We start from the raw sequence: 18289 nt of genomic DNA, 5'->3' as shown, positions 1-18289 counted from the left end.
TATACAACTCCCTTTTTTTGTGACGTTTAAATTAAACACAATTATTATCACAGCTTGTTAAATCTAGTATGAATACTGAAGAACTTAAACAAATAGCCGATGCACTTATGGCAGACGACAAGGGCCTGCTCGCAATGGATGAAAGTTTGCCTACCTGTAACAAACGTTTTAAAGCAGCGGGCATCCCGCAAACAGAAGAATATCGGCGTAAATATCGCCAGCTTATAGTCACCACGCCGGGATTGGCAGAAAGTATAAGCGGTGCAATATTGTTTGACGAAACCATTTATCAGTCGACAGACGATGGTGTTTTATTTATTGATGTATTGCAGAAGGCAGGTATTATTACCGGTATTAAGGTGGACGAAGGGACAGCGGAAATGCCCGGCTCGCCTAAAGAAAAGATAACTAAAGGATTGGATGGGCTTGACATTCGCCTGAATAATTACTATGGCTTGGGTGCCCGTTTTGCCAAATGGCGTGCAGTAATTACCATTGGTAAAAATTTGCCAACAGAGGCGAATATTCAAGCCAATACAGAAACATTAGCCAAATATGCGCGCCTGTGCCAGGAAGACGATATTGTGCCGATTGTGGAGCCAGAAGTATTAATGGACGGTGATCATACCATTGAGCGTTGCTATGAGGTGACAGAGCGTGTAATTAAAGAATTGTTCAGGCAATTGGAAAAGGAAGGTGTATACCTGCCCGGCTTACTCTTGAAACCAAACATGGTAATAGCCGGCAAAGACAGTCATATAAAAAATAGTACCGATGAAGTTGCAACCGCTACCATCAATTGCCTGCTTGCGTCGGTCCCACATGACGTTGCCGGCGTAGCATTTTTATCTGGAGGGCAAACCCCGCAGCAGGCCACAGCGAATTTGCACGAGATGCACGTTAAATATGAAAGTAAATTGCCGTGGCCGCTTACATTCTCATTCGCCCGTGCTATACAGCAGCCTGCTCTTGATATCTGGAAGGGCAAGGACAAAAATGTAAAAGCAGCCCAGGATATGCTGCGTTTTAGGGCAAGCATGGATAGTGCCGCACGTGTCGGCCGCTATAGTGTTGATCTGGATAAATACCCTGTGCTATGAAGAAGCTAATCGTATTTGACCTGGATGGAACGCTGGCCGAAAGTAAAGCAGCAATTGACGACGAAATGGTAAAGATATTGAACGCGCTGATTGATGTCACTCAGGTAGCCATCATGTCTGGCGGTGATTGGCCGCAGTTTAAAAAACAAGTATTGGCGCACCTCACCAATAAAAAAGCATTCAAAAACCTGTCGATATTGCCCACTTGTGGCACTAAGTTTTATCAGTACAAATCGGGTTGGAAAAAATTATATTCTGAAGATTTTACGGAGGAGCAAAAGAAAAAGATCGTCAGCTGCTTAAACGCCGCTGTAGAAGAGCAGGGTTTTAAACCCGAAAAAACCTGGGGCGAGCAGATTGAAGATCGCGGTAGCCAAATCACCTACTCGGCGCTGGGGCAGCATGCTCCTTTGAAAGAAAAGAAGAAATGGGACCCCGGATTTGCCAAACGCAAAAAGATACAGGCCGTATTAGCCAAGACTATACCTGAGTTTTCAGTAAATCTGGGCGGTACCACATCGGTAGATGTTACCAGGCCGGGTATTGATAAAGCTTATGGTATAAAAAAACTGCGCGAAATACTCGGCATCAAAAAGAAAGAGATGATATTCGTTGGCGATGCGATATTTCCCGGGGGTAATGATTATCCTGCCAAAGAAGCTGGCATTGCGTCCATTTGTATTAAAGACCCCAATGAAACTAAGCGCGTTATTGAGGGTATTATAGCCTGTCTGGATAAAAAAGGTAAGTATGAAAATGCCTTTTAATTGTTGTAAAGGCATAAATGGCAAACAATATAGCCTGTTATAGCATTAATAACTATAAACATTTATGCTATGAATACTAAACTCATCGGAATAATTTTAATAGTAATCGGCGCCATTATGCTGGTTTGGACAGGTTTTACTTATACCAAAAAAGAAAAGGTTTTAGACGCCGGCCCTGTACAGATATCGGCCGATAAGCAAAAAACAGTTAACTGGCCGCCATACCTGGGTGGTATATTAATTGTCGGTGGAATTGTTGTAGTGGCTACTGCAAAAAAGTCAAATTAATTTCTGGCTGCGAGAATGGTAAGGGTTAAAAAAGAAAAGGCGCTGCTTAGTACCACAGATCTCGGTTTTGAAAGCGAAGGCGTATTGAACCCGGCCGCAGTTAAAGAAGGGAATACTGTACACTTGCTTTACCGGGCAGTACGTAAAGGTAATTTTTCAAGCATTGGTTATTGTAAGCTCGATGGACCGCTCACAATAGCCGACCGCATGATATCGCCGCTTTTGTCGCCTGAATATGATTATGAAAGGCACGGTATGGAAGATCCGCGCATTGTTAAGATTGATGATACGTATTATCTTTCGTATGTGGCGTTTGATGGTACCGATGCGCTGGGGGCGGTCGCAACATCTACCGACCTGATTCACTTTGATAAAAAAGGCATCATTGTTCCGCAATTAAAATGCAGTGAGTTTGATCTGCTGGCAAAACGCAATAATGCCGATATCATAGCCCGGTATCGTGACGATTATAATTCGCCCGAGGTTATCATCATGGACAAGGATGTCGTTTTCTTTCCGCGACGTGTCAATGGTAAGCTGATGTTTTTGCACCGCATAAAACCTGATATACAGTTGGTAGCTGTTAATAGTTTGGATGAACTGACCGAAGATTTTTGGGAAGGTTATGTAAGCGACCTCAAGGATAACATTGTGCTTACCCCTAAAAATTTGCACGAGTTAAACTATGTCGGTGCAGGTTGCCCTCCGGTTGAAACCGAATGTGGCTGGCTGGTAATTTATCACGGGGTGCAGCATTTTGATAATGGTTACCATTATTCGGCTTGCGCGGCACTATTCGATCTTGATGATCCGCGGAAAGAGATTGCCCGTTTGCCTTACCCTTTATTCGTGCCAGATCAGCCATACGAATTGGCTGGCGATGTAGACAATGTCTGCTTTCCGACAGGGACGGCTTTGTTTGACGACACGCTTTATATTTACTATGGTGCCGGGGATGATGTTATTGCCTGTGCATCTGTAATTTTAAAAGAGTTGGTTGATGAGTTACTCGCTTTCGATATACGCAAACGATAACGTAAATAACTCGATATAATATTGATATAACAGGTTATAAAAAGTATAATTGCGCTCAGCAAATTACAACCTGACAATGAAAAACTTTCTTGACGATGACTTTTTACTGGAAAGCAAAACTGCCCAAAAACTATATCATGACTATGCCAAGTCTATGCCTATCATTGATTACCATTGTCATTTACCACCCGATGAGATAGCTGCCGACAAGCAATTTGCCAACCTTACCCGTATTTGGCTAAACGGCGATCATTATAAATGGCGGGCTATGCGTGCCAACGGCGTCCACGAAGGTTATATCACTGGCGACAAAAGCGATCGCGAAAAGTTTGAGAAATGGGCAGAGACAGTGCCTTATACGTTACGGAACCCGCTGTACCATTGGACTCACCTGGAGCTTCAACGTTATTTTGGTATCAAAGAAATATTGTCGCCGGCTACTGCCGGAAAAATATACGATGAATGTGCTGAGAAACTTCAATCGCCGGAATATAGCGTACGCAGTTTGCTGAAGAAGTTTAAGGTAGAGGTAGTGGGCACAACCGATGACCCATTGGATGATCTTGCCCATCACCAAAAAATCAAAAAAGACGATTTTGGAGTTAAGGTGTTGCCTTCGTTCAGGCCGGATAAGGCGATGAATCCAGATAATATAGATGTACTTAATACTTATATCGATCAGCTGGAAAAAGTAGGCAACACCAAAATTGATAATTACGAAGCTTACTTATCAGTTCTGAAAAACCGCCACGATTATTTTGCTGCAAATGGAAGCAAACTGTCTGATCATGGACTGGATCATATTTATTCGGTTGATTATACCGAAAATGAAATCAAAAGCATCTTCCTGAAAATAAGAGCCAACAAACCTATCTCTGCCGACGAAAACCTGAAATTCAGGTCGGCTTTGTTATACCGGTTTGCGCTGTGGGATCACCAAAAAGGCTGGGTGCAACAATATCATTTAGGAGCTTTGCGCAACAACAACACCCGTGGATTAGCCACCTTAGGGCCGGACACCGGCTGGGATTCGATAGGGGATTTTAACCATGGCAAGGCGCTTTCAAGGTTTTTAGACAAGTTAGATACTGATAATCGTCTGGCCAAAACCATCATCTATAACAGCAATCCGGTAAACAATGACCTGTTTGCGGCCATGACGGGTAATTTTAACGATGGATCGGTAGCCGGCAAGATCCAATTTGGTTCGGGCTGGTGGTTTATGGATCAGAAAAGCGGAATGATAGATCAGCTGAATTCACTGTCAAACATCGGCTTACTAAGCCAAATGGTGGGTATGCTGACCGACTCACGTAGCTTTATGTCATTCCCGAGGCATGAGTACTTCCGCAGGATACTATGTAATCTGCTGGGAACTGATATCGAGAATGGAGAACTGCCGAATGATCTCGAATGGACCGGTAAAATCGTACAGGACATCTGTTACAATAACGCCAGAGAGTATTTTGGGTTTTATAAGTAAGTAAAACTTTGAGGCTTCTCCAATATGTCATCTCTCCTTAGGTCTAAGAGATGACATCATTTTATAGTATACTATAAACCGGAACCTTTACCACCAGCTTTTTGATCAATCCTTCGCCAATCATTGGTGCATGTACATCCTCAGGGAAAAAGATCACGTATTGCCCGTTTTTTAACGAGAAGTAAGTGTCAGGCTCATCGTTGTAAAACATATAATCCTTTTCAGGATTGTAAGGCACTTCAACTTGTTGGCAATCGGCACGAGGTTTCCAGCCCATGGTTTCAAGACCGTGTATGCAAACTTGTATGTCAATGTTTTGGTTATGACATTCAAAGATTTTGGCAGCAGCTTCTCTTGTACGCCCCGGATCATTGGATACAATTACGCGAATGCCGTCGCCCAATTCAATTACCCCATTTTCAAGCGCAGCTAAATTGGTTGAGTTCAGATATTCGAAAGCGGTTTTAAAACCGCTGTGTAGGGTATAGTAACGTTCTGCGTTTTTAAGGGTATCGATGATCATAGTAGCTGTTATCGTTGTATTTTTCCTGAGCGATTACCTTTTACCAGATCTTCCACTTCGGGTAAGGTAGCATGGTTCATATCGCCGGGAATAGTATGTTTCAAAGCGGATGCGGCAACGCCAAATTCAGCGGCGTCTATGGCGCTCATTCCGTTAAGCAGCCCGAAGATCAACCCGCTGGCAAACGAATCGCCGGCGCCTACACGGTCCACAATCCGTACATCATAACGAGCGGTTTGATACATTTCATTGCCGTCATAAATCAGGGCGCTTATGCTGTTGTCAGATGCGCTATGACTCTCGCGTACACCTGACGCTATGTACTGAAAGCCGTATTTATCTTTCATTTGCTTAAATACGGTTTTATAATCTTCTGGCTTTAACTCATTTAAATTTACATCCGTATCTCCGGCATGAAAACCCAGCGTAGCGTCCGGGCCAATGCAAACATCTACATATTGGCAAAGCTCGGTCAATACCTCACGTGCCTTTTCTGCACTCCATAATTTTTTTCGATAATTTAAATCTAAACTGGTAGTAATGCCTTTTGCCTTAGCAGCTTTCAGAGCAGCTAAGGTGAGGGCCGCAGCCTTATCACTAAGCGCGGGAGTGATGCCAGAAGTGTGAAACCATACGGCATTTGCAAATATGGCGTCGAAATCAAAATCGCCGGATTCAGCCTCGGATATTGAAGCATCAGCCCGGTCATAAATAACCTGCGACGACCTCATAGAAACGCCCGGCTCCAGAAAGTAAAGGCCCAAACGTTTACCGCCACGGGCGATGAATTGCGTATCAACCCCAAAACGGCGCAGATGATTAATGGCTGCCTGCCCCAGTGCGTTGTCTGGTAATTTGCTAAAAAACACACCCTGCATGCCATAATTACAAAGGGCCGCGGCTACATTAGCCTCGCCGCCGCCATAGGTAATGTCAAGACTATCGGTTTGTACAAAACGTTTGTTGCCCGGTGTCGACAACCGCATCATGATCTCACCGAATGTTACTATTTTTTTTGGCATTGTGTACTGGATAAATAGGTAATTGGTTAATGCTGTGCAGCCAAATGTACATCAAAGCAAATTAATTAAGAAGGCTTTCGCACCTAAATAAAATGACATCGTTTGCGTGGTTGGCGACTTCGGTTTTAAATATTCTTTCCTACTTTTACCGCATGGACAAAAAAGCCACCATACTCAAACTAATACCTGAGCAGGGTATCCTTCCGTTATATTTTAATAAGGACGAAGAGGTAAGCGTTAATATTCTTCATGCTTTATACAATGCCGGTATAAAAACCATAGAATATACCAATCGCGGCGAAGCGGCGCTGAAAAATTTTGCCCGTTTGCGCAAGGTTTGCGATAATGATTTAGGCGGGATGTATCTGGGTGTGGGTACTATTAAAGACGGTAAAAGCGCACAGGCTTTTATTGACGCAGGTGCCGATTATATTATCAGCCCAGGATTAGTAGAGGATGCTATAGAGGTGGCTGATAACAACAACGTATTTTGGTTGCCTGGCTGTATGACGCCGACTGAAATTATCAAAGCCGAGCAAATGGGCGCCAAGATCATCAAACTTTTCCCGGGTAATATTTTAGGTCCGGCTTTTATGGCGAGCATAAAAACATTGTTTCCCAATTTGCTTTTTATGCCAACCGGCGGTGTCGAACTGACTGCAGAAAGTATTGGCGGATGGTTTAAAGCCGGTGTTTGTGCGGTAGGCATGGGTAGCCAGCTGATAAGCAGTGCTGTAATGGAAAGAGGAAAATATGCTGAGTTGACTGAGGCTACCAAAAAAGCTATTGAAATAGTAAAGTCAAGCAGGTAAAAGTATGCAGGAACAAGCCAACAATCCACTTCATGGTAAAACGCTTGAGGCGATATTAACCGAACTGGTAGCCAAATACGGGTGGCCGGAATTGGGTTATCGTATACGCATTAATTGTTTTCTGGATAATCCGAGTATAGCCTCAAGCCTCAAGTTTTTAAGGAAAACGCCCTGGGCAAGGAAGAAGGTGGAAGACCTATATATGCGCGGGAAATAATGATTTTTGTTATCCTGAGTGGAACGAAGCGTAGGCAAACTATTCGATAGTCGCTCGGCAGATCCTTAGCTCCGCTCAGGATGGCAAATAGGTGTAATTACACTTTCTTAGGCGGCAAATCAAAAGCTACTGCATTATGCTCGAAATGACCTTTATGCGAACCATCGCAGAATGGTTTATTGGCCGATAACCCGCAGCGGCAAATAGAAACTACGGTACGTCCCTGTAAACCGTATTGATTGCCTTGCATATCCACAATTTCAAAGTCGCCATCAATTTTTACTGATCCGTTGCTATTAATAGTAAGTTTTGTACTCATATAGAATTTAGTTTCGGCAAAGATAATCAAGCCTGAATTGCTTCAATAAGCAGATTGTTATTCAGAATCTATCTTAGTTTGCTCTTAAGGCTTTCTTTTACAGAGCCATGCCATTCATCTTTCAGAATACTTAGAATGATTGCGTCTCGGCGGCCGCCATTGCGCAGCGGCATATAGCTGCGGATTACACCTTCAACTGTACAACCGATGCTTTTCATGGCTGCAATACTAGGCTTATTGCGGTTGTCTGCTCTGAACTCTACCCGTTCGGCACTGAAAGTTTCAAATGCAAGCTGTAAAAGCAAAAATTTGCAATGTTTGTTCAATCCTGTTCCCCGAAAGTCCTTGCCATACCAGGTATAACCCAATTGCAACGTATCGTTGTTTATTTGGATATCATAAAAGCGGGTGCTGCCAGCATAGCGGCTGGTGGTTTTGTCAAATACAATAAAAGGATATTCCTTGCCCTCGGCGCGTTGCGCCAGCGCTTCTGCGATATAAGCTTTTAGTGCTTCCTCGCCTGCGGCAGATTTGGATGAAAGGTCCCAGGTCTCGGGTTCGTTTAAAGAGATGGGCAAAAGGTTTATATAGTCATCTTTTTGCAAAGGCCTTATTAATATAACGTCGTCCTCAAGTATATAGTCTTGATCTTTATTGAAATTCAGGGCCATTTTTTATTTTTTAAAATTTAAAAGACTTTGTAGACATAATCGTCTATTATTTTATTGAGATTTAAAACAATTGCACAATATTTGACACAAAGAAACATACATGCCGTCACAAAAACCTCAAACAGCGCAAAAAAAGTCGCCGGGTATTATGAGCTTGCTTAAACCTTACAGAGGTTTAGTATTGCTACTGTTGCTCTTTGCCTTACTCAGTAATAGCATCAACTTACTGTTGCCTAAAATCATTGCTAATGGTATTGATGCTTTTACACATCACACTTTTGATGTCAGGCATATCGTCGTTCAGTTTAGCGGAGCGATAGCGCTTATATTTATCTTCGCTTACGTACAAAGTATTATCCAAACCTATGCTTCAGAACGTGTAGCACGCGATTTGCGCACTCGCCTGGCTGACAAAATATCCCGACAAAGCCATGCTTTTATCGAAAAAGCGAATCCGTCTAAGCTGCTGACCAATTTGACTGCCGACACCGACTCAATCAAAATGTTTATATCGCAGGCTATAGTGTCTATCGCCTCGTCGGTATTTATTATAATAGGTGCAAGCATTTTGTTGTTGACTATCGACTGGAAGCTGGCTTTGACGGTTATAGCCATTATCCCCATTATAGGCGGCACCTTCTTTTACGTATTGAAAAAGGTAAGAGCATTGTTTATCGAAAGTCGTCAGGTGATCGACTGGCTGAATAAGATTATTAATGAAAGTATCCTGGGTGCGGCATTAATTCGTGTTATTAACTCTCAACAATTAGAGATCAACAAGTTTTTGCAGGCCAATACCAAAGCCCGAGATTTTGGATTGTCAATATTGAATTTGTTTGCCGGTTTGATCCCCGTTATCACATTTACGTCCAACTTATCGATGCTGACTATCCTGATGTTGGGTGGGCATTATGTAATTAACGGGAGCATGACTTTAGGCGATTTTGCCGCTTTTAACAGCTATTTGTCAATGCTGATCTTTCCTATTCTGGTAATTGGTTTCATGAGTAACATCATCGCGCAAGCAACAGCATCATACACCCGTATTACCATGATTCTGAACGCTGCGGATATGCAGGACAACGGCACAATAACAGATGAGATAAAAGGCGATATCGAACTAAAGGATATTACCTTAAAATACGACCAGAAACCGGTGTTGAGGAGTATTTCGCTTTCAGTTAAAGCTGGATCAAAAATCGCCATTATCGGTCCCACTGCTGCCGGTAAAACACAATTACTTTATTTGTTAACCGGACTAATCGACGCTGATAGCGGTTCGGTTGAATTTGATGGTAAACCAATTGGCGACTATAATAGCGAGGTATTTCATAGCCAGGTGGGATTTGTATTTCAGGATAGCATTATCTTTAATATGAGTATCCGCGAAAATATCGCGTTTAGCGATACCGTAACTAACGGGTCGCTGGAAAAAGCTATTGAAACGGCGGAGCTGAAAGATTTTATAGATAGCTTGCCCGGGGGCTTAAGCACAGTGGTTTCTGAGCGTGGGTCGAGTTTGTCAGGCGGACAGAAGCAGCGTATCATGCTGGCTCGGGCGCTGGCGGTTAATCCTAAAGTTTTGTTACTGGATGATTTTACAGCTCGAGTCGATGCCAGTACCGAGAAAAAGATATTGGCCAATGTACAGCGCAATTATCCCAACCTGACGCTTTTGTCAGTAACCCAAAAAATAGCGGCTATTGAACATTATGACCAGGTGATTCTTTTAATGCAGGGCGAAGTTATTGCCCACGGCTCGCACAAATATTTAATGGATACAAGCCCCGAATATGTACAAATTTTTAATTCGCAACAAAGCACAAGCAACTATGAATTATAATTTGAACAAATTATCCGGGCAAACCGAAAAGACTTCGAACCTGGCTGCCTTAAAAAAACTGCTGCAACTCATCGCGCACGAGCGGCCAACATTGTTACTTGCCACTCTTATTATATTGCTTAATGCTTCATTAAACTTGTTCGGGCCGCTTATTATAGGTCGTACAATTGATCATTATGTGATACCTAAACAATATAGCGGCGTGTTTTTCTGGTCGACAGTGCTGTTGTGCATGTACCTGATAGGATTAGCCACAAGCTACCTGCAAACCAAATTGATGGGTGGGGTAGGGCAACGTATGCTGTTTACTTTACGCAATGCCATTTTCAATAAGCTACAGCTATTGCCGGTTGATTTCTTTAATCAAAACAAAGCCGGCGACCTGATATCGCGCGTAAATAACGATACAGACAAGCTGAATCAGTTTTTCTCGCAATCGCTGGTGCAATTCATTGGTAGTATTGCTACAATGACTGGGGCGGGTGTATTCTTGCTGCTGATTCATATCCAATTGGGTTTAGCTGCAATGGCGCCAATGGGCTTGATATTGATATTTACCATGCTGGTATCGCCATGGGTTAAAAGAACCAATGCTAAAAGCTTAAAAAGCGTAGGGAGCATGAGCGCCGAGATACAGGAGAGTCTGAATAATTTCAAAGTGATCATAGCCTTTAATCGCCGCGATTATTTCAGGAAACGGTTCGATATAGCTAATCAGGAAAATTATAGATCAGCTATTGGGGCCGGTCTGGCTAATAATATTTTTTTGCCGGTTTATAGTTTGGGGGCCAGCATGGCGCAGTTGATTGTGCTGGTGTATGGTGTTTATCTGATCGGTAACGATTTTTCTGTCGGATTGCTGATTGCTTATCTGTCTTATGTAACCCTGTTTTATAACCCTTTAAGGCAGCTGGCAGCACTTTGGGCTAACTTTCAGACCGCTATGGCGGCCTGGGATAGAATATCGCAGATATTGGGTTTAGATTCAAACCTGACCAATATTGAAGATGACCACGCCGGGGATGATGAAACATTATTGGAGTTTAAAAATGTACACTTCGGTTATGCCCAGGGCCATGAGATTTTACATAACGTCAGCTTTAAAATGGAACGGGGCAAAACTTATGCATTGGTTGGCCCTACCGGCGGTGGTAAAACCACTACAGCATCGTTAATTGCGCGTTTATATGATCCTAACAGAGGCGAGGTGTTATTGAACGGCAAGGATATCAGAAGTTATGATGCCATAGAGCGCTCAAAGAAAGTAGGTTTTATTCTGCAAGAGCCGTTCCTGTTTACAGGCACCGTGCGTGACAATATCCTGTATGGTAATGAGACTTATAAGGATTACTCCAATGATCAGTTACAACAAGTTATTCATGATGCTAACCTAAGCGCTTTGCTGGCTATTTTTGAGAAGGGGTTGGATACGCCGGTTACATCGGGCGGCGATAGTATCAGTTTGGGGCAGAAGCAATTGATTGCTTTTATGCGTGCTGTACTGCGTAATCCTGAATTGTTGATATTGGATGAAGCAACGGCTAACATCGACACTATCACCGAAAAATTATTGGGCGATATCCTGAATAAACTGCCCGATACTACCACACGGGTCATCATTGCGCACCGGTTGAATACTATTGAGAACGCCGACGAGATTTACTTTGTTAATTCGGGCGAGGTTACCCGTGCCGGTTCATTGGATGATGCGATGGATAGGTTGTTAAAAGGTAAGCGCGTTAGCTAATCGAAGGGACTTACCTCTGAATTGGTTAGGTGCTTAGGTAGGGTAACAGTAAATTTGGAGCCAATATTTGGAGATGATTGCACCTGGATGGTGCCATTGTGTTTCTCAATAATACCAAACACAATGGATAAACCCAGACCTGTACCCTCGCCAACATTTTTAGTGGTAAAGAAAGGTTCAAATATGCGTTGTCTCACCTCATTAGACATTCCAATACCTGTATCCATAATTTCAATGGTAATATGGTCAGGGAAATCATGTGTATAAATGGTAATATTCTCTTTATGGTGCTCTTTTTTCGCTTCGATGGCTTGGATACTATTATTAATCAGGTTAAGTAAAGCCTGGTTGATTTTGCCTGTATAGCAGTTGAGTGGCTCCAGGGTATTAAGTATGGGTTTTACTTCAATATAATAAGGTATAGCGCTCCTGAGAATTACCAGTGTATTCAATATTGCTGTATTAATATTGGTTGGGGTAAGGGCCGGTTCATCAATGCGACTAAAGGTTCGCAGACTTTGTACAATTTCCGCCGTACGGTTTGCGCCATCTTCAATACCGTTCAGCAAAATATGTATCTCTTCTTTAAGGAAATCAGAATCAATTTTTTCTTTATACTCTTTGGCCGCTATCAATAGTTCAGGCTTATCAGGGTTGTTAGCGGCAATTTCGAATTTTCCTAACAACTCTATCAGCTCGTTCATATCCAGTCGTAGCGGGCTGACATTAGCACCCACAAAGTTAATCGGGTTATTGATTTCATGCGCGACACCTGCGGTAAGCAAACCAAGCGATGCCATCTTTTCTGTTTCAACTAATTGTATCTGCGCCGATTTGAGATTGTCAATGGTTACTGATAGGCTTTGGTTGGTTTGAATCAGTTCCTGCGTACGATCTTTTACTTTGTTTTCAAGAGATATATTTTGTTCGGTTATTAAACGTTCGTTTTCTTTGGCGATAGCCAATGCGGCCAATTGCGACTCGGTATTTTGCCTGCGGTAGAAGTTGATCTGGTCTGCCAGCGCAACCGAAAATAATATCAGCTCAATTAAGCCGCTATATACAACAATGTTTGCCGTAAAATAATTGTAAGGTACAACACCATAGTTTTTACATATAGAAATCAGGATGGCTATCAGAAACAACCCCCAGCCCATAATAAAGAATTTAGCCGGGTTAAAGCCTCGGGTATACAGAATAGTAACCAGCATGATCAGCGTGAGGCAGGTAGTGAAAATGGCAAAAGTAATAAGACTATAAGCAATATCTGTATAGCCATAAAGGGTTGCCAACAGGGGTAATGCATAAAGCACATATAGAAATTGATAAAACTTATAAAAGGGCTTTTTTACGTTTTGCTTAAAACGTAAAAAATTGCCTGCGAACCACAGTAAAGTATACCCGAAGCAAATCCTGGTTAAGGGTATGATATAATTATTAAGGAGTCTAAGATTGCCGGAAAATAAATTATTCCCAAAGCCAAGCTGTAAGCCCTGAGTTAGCGACAAAAACACGATATATATGCTGTAGTATAAATAATTTTTATCGCCTACAATGATAAATAACATCAGGTTATACAATGCCATGATGGCAAACATGCCCATTACGGCTCCATTAATTAAGTTTTCAATGCCACGGCGTGTAATGAACAAGTCTGCACTATTGATCTGAATAGGGATAACTGTAGTTGCATTGCTTTTAATCCGGGCAAACAGGGTGATAGATGAATCCGGCTCAAGGGGCGCTTCAACAAGGGTAATGCTTTGTGTAAGCAGATTCGAACTATTTGAGGCATCTTTTGCCGATAGGTGCCTCAGGCGGGGCGGGCCCGTTTTATTGCTATCAATAAAATAAACGTCAAACTCATCTATAACACTTCTGCTGATAGTGATAGGTACAGTAGATTGTCGGCTTGCGTTTTTTAGGGTGAATTTGAGCCAGGTTATGGTCTTTGAATATTCCAGGCGCGGGAATTGATCATTTATCCGGTGGAAATTATGATTGTAGATGATATCTCTGGCCAGAATTTTATTACGCGGATCTTCGAGCTCAAGGAAATAACTGTTGGTCAAATAGCGGCTTTCGTCGTCGTGTATGACTAATGTGTCAGTTTTTTGAGCAAATACGCCAAGATTTTGTATCAGGCAACATAAGATTAATAATATTTTTTTCATTTTTACATAGCGGCGCCGCAGCCGCTTAATAAAAATGCACAGAAAATTGAGATTTTGCGCATTTTTTAAAACTAATTACTAAGACAATCTGATAACCGATAAATTTTATTATGGCAATAGGTGTACTTTACATTGACGACGAAGTTAATAATTTGAATAGTTTTAAAGCCGCTTTCAGACGCGATTTTGAAATATTTACAGCAAGCTCTGCTAAGGAGGGGCGCAAAATACTGGACACGCAGGAAATAGGTGTTATCATAACTGACCAGCGTATGCCCGGTATGACGGGTATTGAATTTTTAGAATCTATATTGCCGGTATATCCCGACACCATTCGTATTTTATTAACCGGGTTTTCTGATATCAATGCGGTTATGGACGCTATCAATAGAGGGCAGGTTTACAAATACCTGGTAAAGCCATGGCAAAATGATGAGTTAAAAATGTACATTGAAAACGCCCTGGAAATTTATAATCTGCGTAAAGAAAATAAAGAGCTGGCCCGTAAACTAAACGCTGCTTATGCCGAACTTGACGCGTTTGGTAAACCACGCGCCTGAGATGGCAACTGATTTAGCAAAACCTGCGTATATTACATACCAATTCGGGTAAATAAACGTTAGCGTGTAAATTATTTTAAGTGAAGAAGGCATTTTATAGCGTAGTAATCCCCCTGTTACTCCTAATAAGTGTTAGTGGCAACGCGCAAAGTAATAAAGGCACAGAGTTCTGGACAGCTTTCATGTCGCATAATGCCGGCGTTGACAATCCTAATACGGGTGCTATGATGGTGTTGTATATCACATCAGATATATCAACTACCGGCAGCGTAGAAATTGGGGGCTCATTGCTTCAAAATTTCACAGTCACCGCCAACCAGGTTACCTTTGTTGATATACCCACAAGCGCTTTTTTGGAACATGCAGGTACATTTCCTAACGGTGGTATCCATATAACGTCAGCAAAGCCTATAGCTGTTTATGCGCATATTTATGCCTTCAACGTGTCAGGAGCTACTTTACTATTGCCGGTCAGCGCTATGGGTAAAGAGTACATGTCGCTTAACTACACACAGCTATCGAATGCGCCTTCTACTGCACCGGCATATTCGTCTTTTGCAATAATTGCTACCGAAGATAATACAACCGTAGCCGTAACCCCGCCCTCAAATTTACTTGATGGGCACCTGGCAAATACAACATTTAATATCACTTTAAATAAAGGCGAGGTATATCAGGGCCTGGCAGAAACAGACCTTACCGGCACCCAAATACAGTCCATCAGCAATAATGCAGGCAGCTGTAAAAAAATAGCTGTTTTTTCTGGCAGCACACGTATGGGCATTGGCTGTGTTAATAACGGCCGGAACTTTAGCTCTGACAATTTATTCCAACAAGTATATCCCACTTCTACCTGGGGTAAAAATTATGTGGCTGCGCCGCTACGTTCAAGACCTTATGATGTTTTCAGGATTATATTGAGCGATCCGAATACTACTGTTACTTTAAATGGTAAAACTATTGATCCGGCAAATTTTACTAATGGGTTATATTATCAGTTTGAGTCGACACGGGAAAATATTATTTCGGCAGATAAGCCCATACAGGTTGTGCAGTATTCGCCTTCACAAAACCAACAGTTGGATTGTACCGTTGGCACCGGCGATGTCGGCGACCCCGAAATGATTTATCTCAGCCCTGTTGAACAGGGGCTGACGCATGTTACCTTGTATGCTACAGGCTATTATCGCATACTGCAAAGTTATGTTAATGTTGTTATGCCAAGTTCCGCTGTTTCAACTTTTAAGGTCGACGGAATTTCCTACGCCTCAAGCTTTATACCTATACCTAACTCCAGCTATTCGTATGCACAGATTTCGGTAAGTTCAGGCCCTCAAACTGATAATAATGGGGCAGGTTCGGTTACCGCCGGTACACATACGCTGGACGCTGCGGTACCTTTTAACGCTATTGTATACGGGTTTGGCAGTACCGAATCTTATGGCTATGCGGCAGGCACAAACTTGGCAGATTTAAATGAGCATGTAACTATTGCCGATGCTAACAACCCAACCGTTACGCAAACTACGACAGGTTGTAGCAATATAACCTATAAAGCCCAGGTTACCATCCCTTTCCAAACAACAAATATAAATTGGAAAATAGACGGTGCTACTGTTTATAGCGATAATAATCCGGTGGTAAAATCAATCACCGTTAAGGATAACAAACAGCTTTATTTATATGAGTACAATGCTCCGGTTAATTTTATAGCCGGTAATCATACTATTATAGCAACGGTTTTTAATCCGGTGGCTGATGTGTGCGGATCAAATCAGGATATTCAAAACGACTTCTCAATATCCGACCCCCCGCCTGTCAGCTTTATAGCGCCGGATGAGGACTGCCTGGGCGATTCGACCGCATTTAAGGATAACACTGTTCTTACTACCGGCGAAAGCATAACAAGCTGGCTATGGGATTTTGGTGATAACACTACCTCTGCTTTACAAAATCCTCTTCACAAATATGCCGCGGCAGGGCATTACAATGTACACCTGACCGAAATTGATAATAATGGTTGTACTAATATTTCGGCTCCTAAGACAGTACATATTATCGCCAGACCTGTGGCAGCTTTCAATATCCCGACGCCTGATTGCTCCGGCCAACTTGTTACTTTTAGTAATACCTCGAGAGCGACAGAAGGAACCATTACTAAATGGACATGGGATTTTGGTGATAGCACGATAGTTAACGCAACAACCGGCAAAAATCAAACGCACAAATATACCAATGCCGGCGATTATAATGTTAAACTATACGTTACCACCGATGCAGGATGTACCAGTGACACCTTAACCCAGGTATTAACAGTACATCCACTGCCGGTGGTTGATTTTACCGTGCCGGATGTTTGCCTAGCCGATGGATTTGCAGGCTTTACAGATAACAGTACAATCAGCGATAATACTGAGGCTGATTTTAACTATTTATGGGATTTTGGAGATTCCAGATCGACCTCTGCAAACAACCAATCGGCCTTGAAAAATCCACGGCATGCTTACACCACAGTTGGGTTGTATACAGTTAAACTGACGGTTACCTCAAAATATGGCTGCTCAACTACCTTACAGAAGTCGTTTACTGTAAACGGCTCGAATCCTAAAGCTGATTTTGCCGTTGAAAATAATTGCAGTGGCGAGGATATTGTGTTTGATGATAAGTCGACTATTGACGCCTACAACATTACCAGGATAGTTTGGTATTTTGATTACGACAGACATCCGGAAATATATGAGACTTATATCGGCAGCGCTATCCACAGCAATAAAAAATACTTGCACCGGTATACTTTCAATACTCCGCCAACACAAACCTATAATGTACGGATGGATGTTTACTCAGGTCAGACCTGTGTAAACACCATTTATAAAGAAGTTGTAATTAATGCCAATCCGGTTGTCAGTTTATCGGCTAACAATAACTTAATCAAAACAAGCAACACAAAACCTGATACAGTTACAATGTGTTACAGCGATTTACCACTGCAGATAGTTGAAGATAAAGGCTCATACACAGGTGTCGGCGCATTTACCGGGCCAGGTATCTCAACAGATGGATTAATAGATCCGCAGAAAGCGGGTGCCGGTATTTTTACCATTAATTATCTTTTTACCGCATCGGCAACAGGATGTACTTATGTCGCTACTTTTGTGCTTAAAGTTAGCCCTGCACCAACGATTTCTTTACAGCAACATTTTGCCGTTCTTGAAGGTAACCAGATTACCTTACGGGCTATTGCAGGTATTGCCGGCGGGGGTAATCTTACTTATAAATGGACGCCATCCACAGGACTGAGTGCCGATAATATACCAGATCCGGTGGCAACGCTATCTGCCGATACAAAATATACCCTAACCGTTACATCGGGTACAGGGTGTCCAACTTCAACAGAAACCTTCGTTAAGGTTTTAAAAATGCCGCTTATTCCAAATGCTTTCACACCAAATGGTGATGGTATAAATGATACCTGGGAGATTAAGTATCTTAACGATTATCCTAATGCCACCGTCGAAATACTTAGCCGGTATGGTGGGCGCGTATATTATTCGAACGGTTATGGAACGCCATGGGACGGAAGATCAAACGGCGCCAATTTACCCGTAGGTACCTATTATTACATTATCAGCCCCAATAGTGGCCGTAAACCCACCAGTGGGTATTTAACCATTATAAGATAATTCTTTATAACGGTTTAAACTTTTGCTTTAATAAAGACAATGGTA

General features: G+C 42.3%; 16 protein-coding genes. 11 read left to right on the top strand and 5 right to left on the bottom strand.

The features are described from left to right. Window positions 1-68: 68 nt before the first annotated feature. The 5 genes from ABD772_RS01915 to uxaC all read left to right on the top strand — a co-directional run bounded on the left by ABD772_RS01915 (window position 69) and on the right by uxaC (window position 4673). Window positions 69-1100, top strand: a complete 1032-nt coding sequence (locus ABD772_RS01915) for a class I fructose-bisphosphate aldolase (protein ID WP_345100729.1) — start codon at window positions 69-71, stop codon at window positions 1098-1100. Beyond that, window positions 1097-1867: an HAD-IIB family hydrolase gene (locus ABD772_RS01910; protein WP_345100728.1), complete on the top strand. Its 771-nt coding sequence runs from the start codon at window positions 1097-1099 to the stop codon at window positions 1865-1867. Before ABD772_RS01915 ends, ABD772_RS01910 begins: the two co-directional genes overlap by 4 nt. 69 nt (window positions 1868-1936) lie before the next feature. Further along, on the top strand, window positions 1937-2155 hold the full coding sequence (locus ABD772_RS01905; protein ID WP_345100727.1) for a hypothetical protein: 219 nt from the start codon (window positions 1937-1939) through the stop codon (window positions 2153-2155). Window positions 2156-2170: 15 nt separating this feature from the next. Continuing rightward, entirely contained in the window at window positions 2171-3190 is a 1020-nt protein-coding gene (locus ABD772_RS01900; protein WP_345100726.1) for a glycoside hydrolase family 130 protein, read from the top strand. 76 nt (window positions 3191-3266) lie between these two features. Further along, complete coding sequence (gene uxaC, locus ABD772_RS01895; RefSeq protein ID WP_345100725.1) at window positions 3267-4673, top strand: glucuronate isomerase; 1407 nt, start codon at window positions 3267-3269, stop codon at window positions 4671-4673. 61 nt (window positions 4674-4734) lie between these two features. Here the strand turns inward: uxaC and ABD772_RS01890 are convergent, their stop codons facing one another. Together ABD772_RS01890 and ABD772_RS01885 are read right to left on the bottom strand one after the other, a co-directional pair. Continuing rightward, on the bottom strand, window positions 4735-5196 hold the full coding sequence (locus ABD772_RS01890; RefSeq protein ID WP_345100724.1) for a NanQ anomerase/TabA/YiaL family protein: 462 nt from the start codon (window positions 5194-5196) through the stop codon (window positions 4735-4737). An 8-nt stretch (window positions 5197-5204) separates the two neighbouring features. Then, window positions 5205-6218: a PfkB family carbohydrate kinase gene (locus tag ABD772_RS01885; RefSeq protein ID WP_345100723.1), complete on the bottom strand. Its 1014-nt coding sequence runs from the start codon at window positions 6216-6218 to the stop codon at window positions 5205-5207. A gap of 152 nt (window positions 6219-6370) precedes the next feature. On the opposite strand from ABD772_RS01885, the gene ABD772_RS01880 reads away from it, so the two are divergent. After that, the gene (locus ABD772_RS01880) at window positions 6371-7030 is read left to right on the top strand and encodes a bifunctional 4-hydroxy-2-oxoglutarate aldolase/2-dehydro-3-deoxy-phosphogluconate aldolase (RefSeq protein ID WP_345100722.1); all 660 of its coding nucleotides are present in this window, start codon (window positions 6371-6373) and stop codon (window positions 7028-7030) included. A 4-nt stretch (window positions 7031-7034) separates the two neighbouring features. Then, window positions 7035-7247, top strand: coding sequence for a VF530 family protein (locus ABD772_RS01875; RefSeq protein ID WP_345100721.1), 213 nt, complete (start codon window positions 7035-7037; stop codon window positions 7245-7247). A 97-nt stretch (window positions 7248-7344) separates the two neighbouring features. Here the strand turns inward: ABD772_RS01875 and ABD772_RS01870 are convergent, their stop codons facing one another. After that, window positions 7345-7566, bottom strand: a complete 222-nt coding sequence (locus ABD772_RS01870) for a CDGSH iron-sulfur domain-containing protein (protein WP_345100720.1) — start codon at window positions 7564-7566, stop codon at window positions 7345-7347. Between the two features lie 68 nt (window positions 7567-7634). Then, window positions 7635-8237, bottom strand: coding sequence for a GNAT family N-acetyltransferase (locus ABD772_RS01865; protein ID WP_345100719.1), 603 nt, complete (start codon window positions 8235-8237; stop codon window positions 7635-7637). Between the two features lie 100 nt (window positions 8238-8337). Here ABD772_RS01865 and ABD772_RS01860 point away from each other — a divergent pair, with 100 nt between their 5' ends. Continuing rightward, complete coding sequence (locus ABD772_RS01860; protein ID WP_345100718.1) at window positions 8338-10080, top strand: ABC transporter ATP-binding protein; 1743 nt, start codon at window positions 8338-8340, stop codon at window positions 10078-10080. Then, window positions 10070-11827, top strand: a complete 1758-nt coding sequence (locus tag ABD772_RS01855; RefSeq protein ID WP_345100717.1) for an ABC transporter ATP-binding protein — start codon at window positions 10070-10072, stop codon at window positions 11825-11827. Before ABD772_RS01860 ends, ABD772_RS01855 begins: the two co-directional genes overlap by 11 nt. Here ABD772_RS01855 and ABD772_RS01850 read toward each other — a convergent pair. Then, a complete protein-coding gene (locus ABD772_RS01850; protein WP_345100716.1) occupies window positions 11824-14001 on the bottom strand; it encodes a sensor histidine kinase in 2178 nt (725 codons plus the stop codon). The genes ABD772_RS01855 and ABD772_RS01850 overlap by 4 nt on opposite strands. Before the next feature lie 110 nt (window positions 14002-14111). Here ABD772_RS01850 and ABD772_RS01845 point away from each other — a divergent pair, with 110 nt between their 5' ends. Both ABD772_RS01845 and ABD772_RS01840 read left to right on the top strand, forming a co-directional pair. Further along, complete coding sequence (locus ABD772_RS01845; protein ID WP_345100715.1) at window positions 14112-14561, top strand: response regulator; 450 nt, start codon at window positions 14112-14114, stop codon at window positions 14559-14561. 80 nt (window positions 14562-14641) lie between these two features. After that, complete coding sequence (locus ABD772_RS01840; RefSeq protein ID WP_345100714.1) at window positions 14642-18244, top strand: PKD domain-containing protein; 3603 nt, start codon at window positions 14642-14644, stop codon at window positions 18242-18244. The last annotated feature ends 45 nt before the right edge of the window (window positions 18245-18289 follow it).

Source organism: Mucilaginibacter panaciglaebae (assembly GCF_039539265.1).
GTDB lineage: Bacteria > Bacteroidota > Bacteroidia > Sphingobacteriales > Sphingobacteriaceae > Mucilaginibacter > Mucilaginibacter panaciglaebae.
The sequence above is the reverse complement of the archived record's forward strand: the minus strand, read 5'-3'. Positions and strand labels throughout refer to the sequence as shown.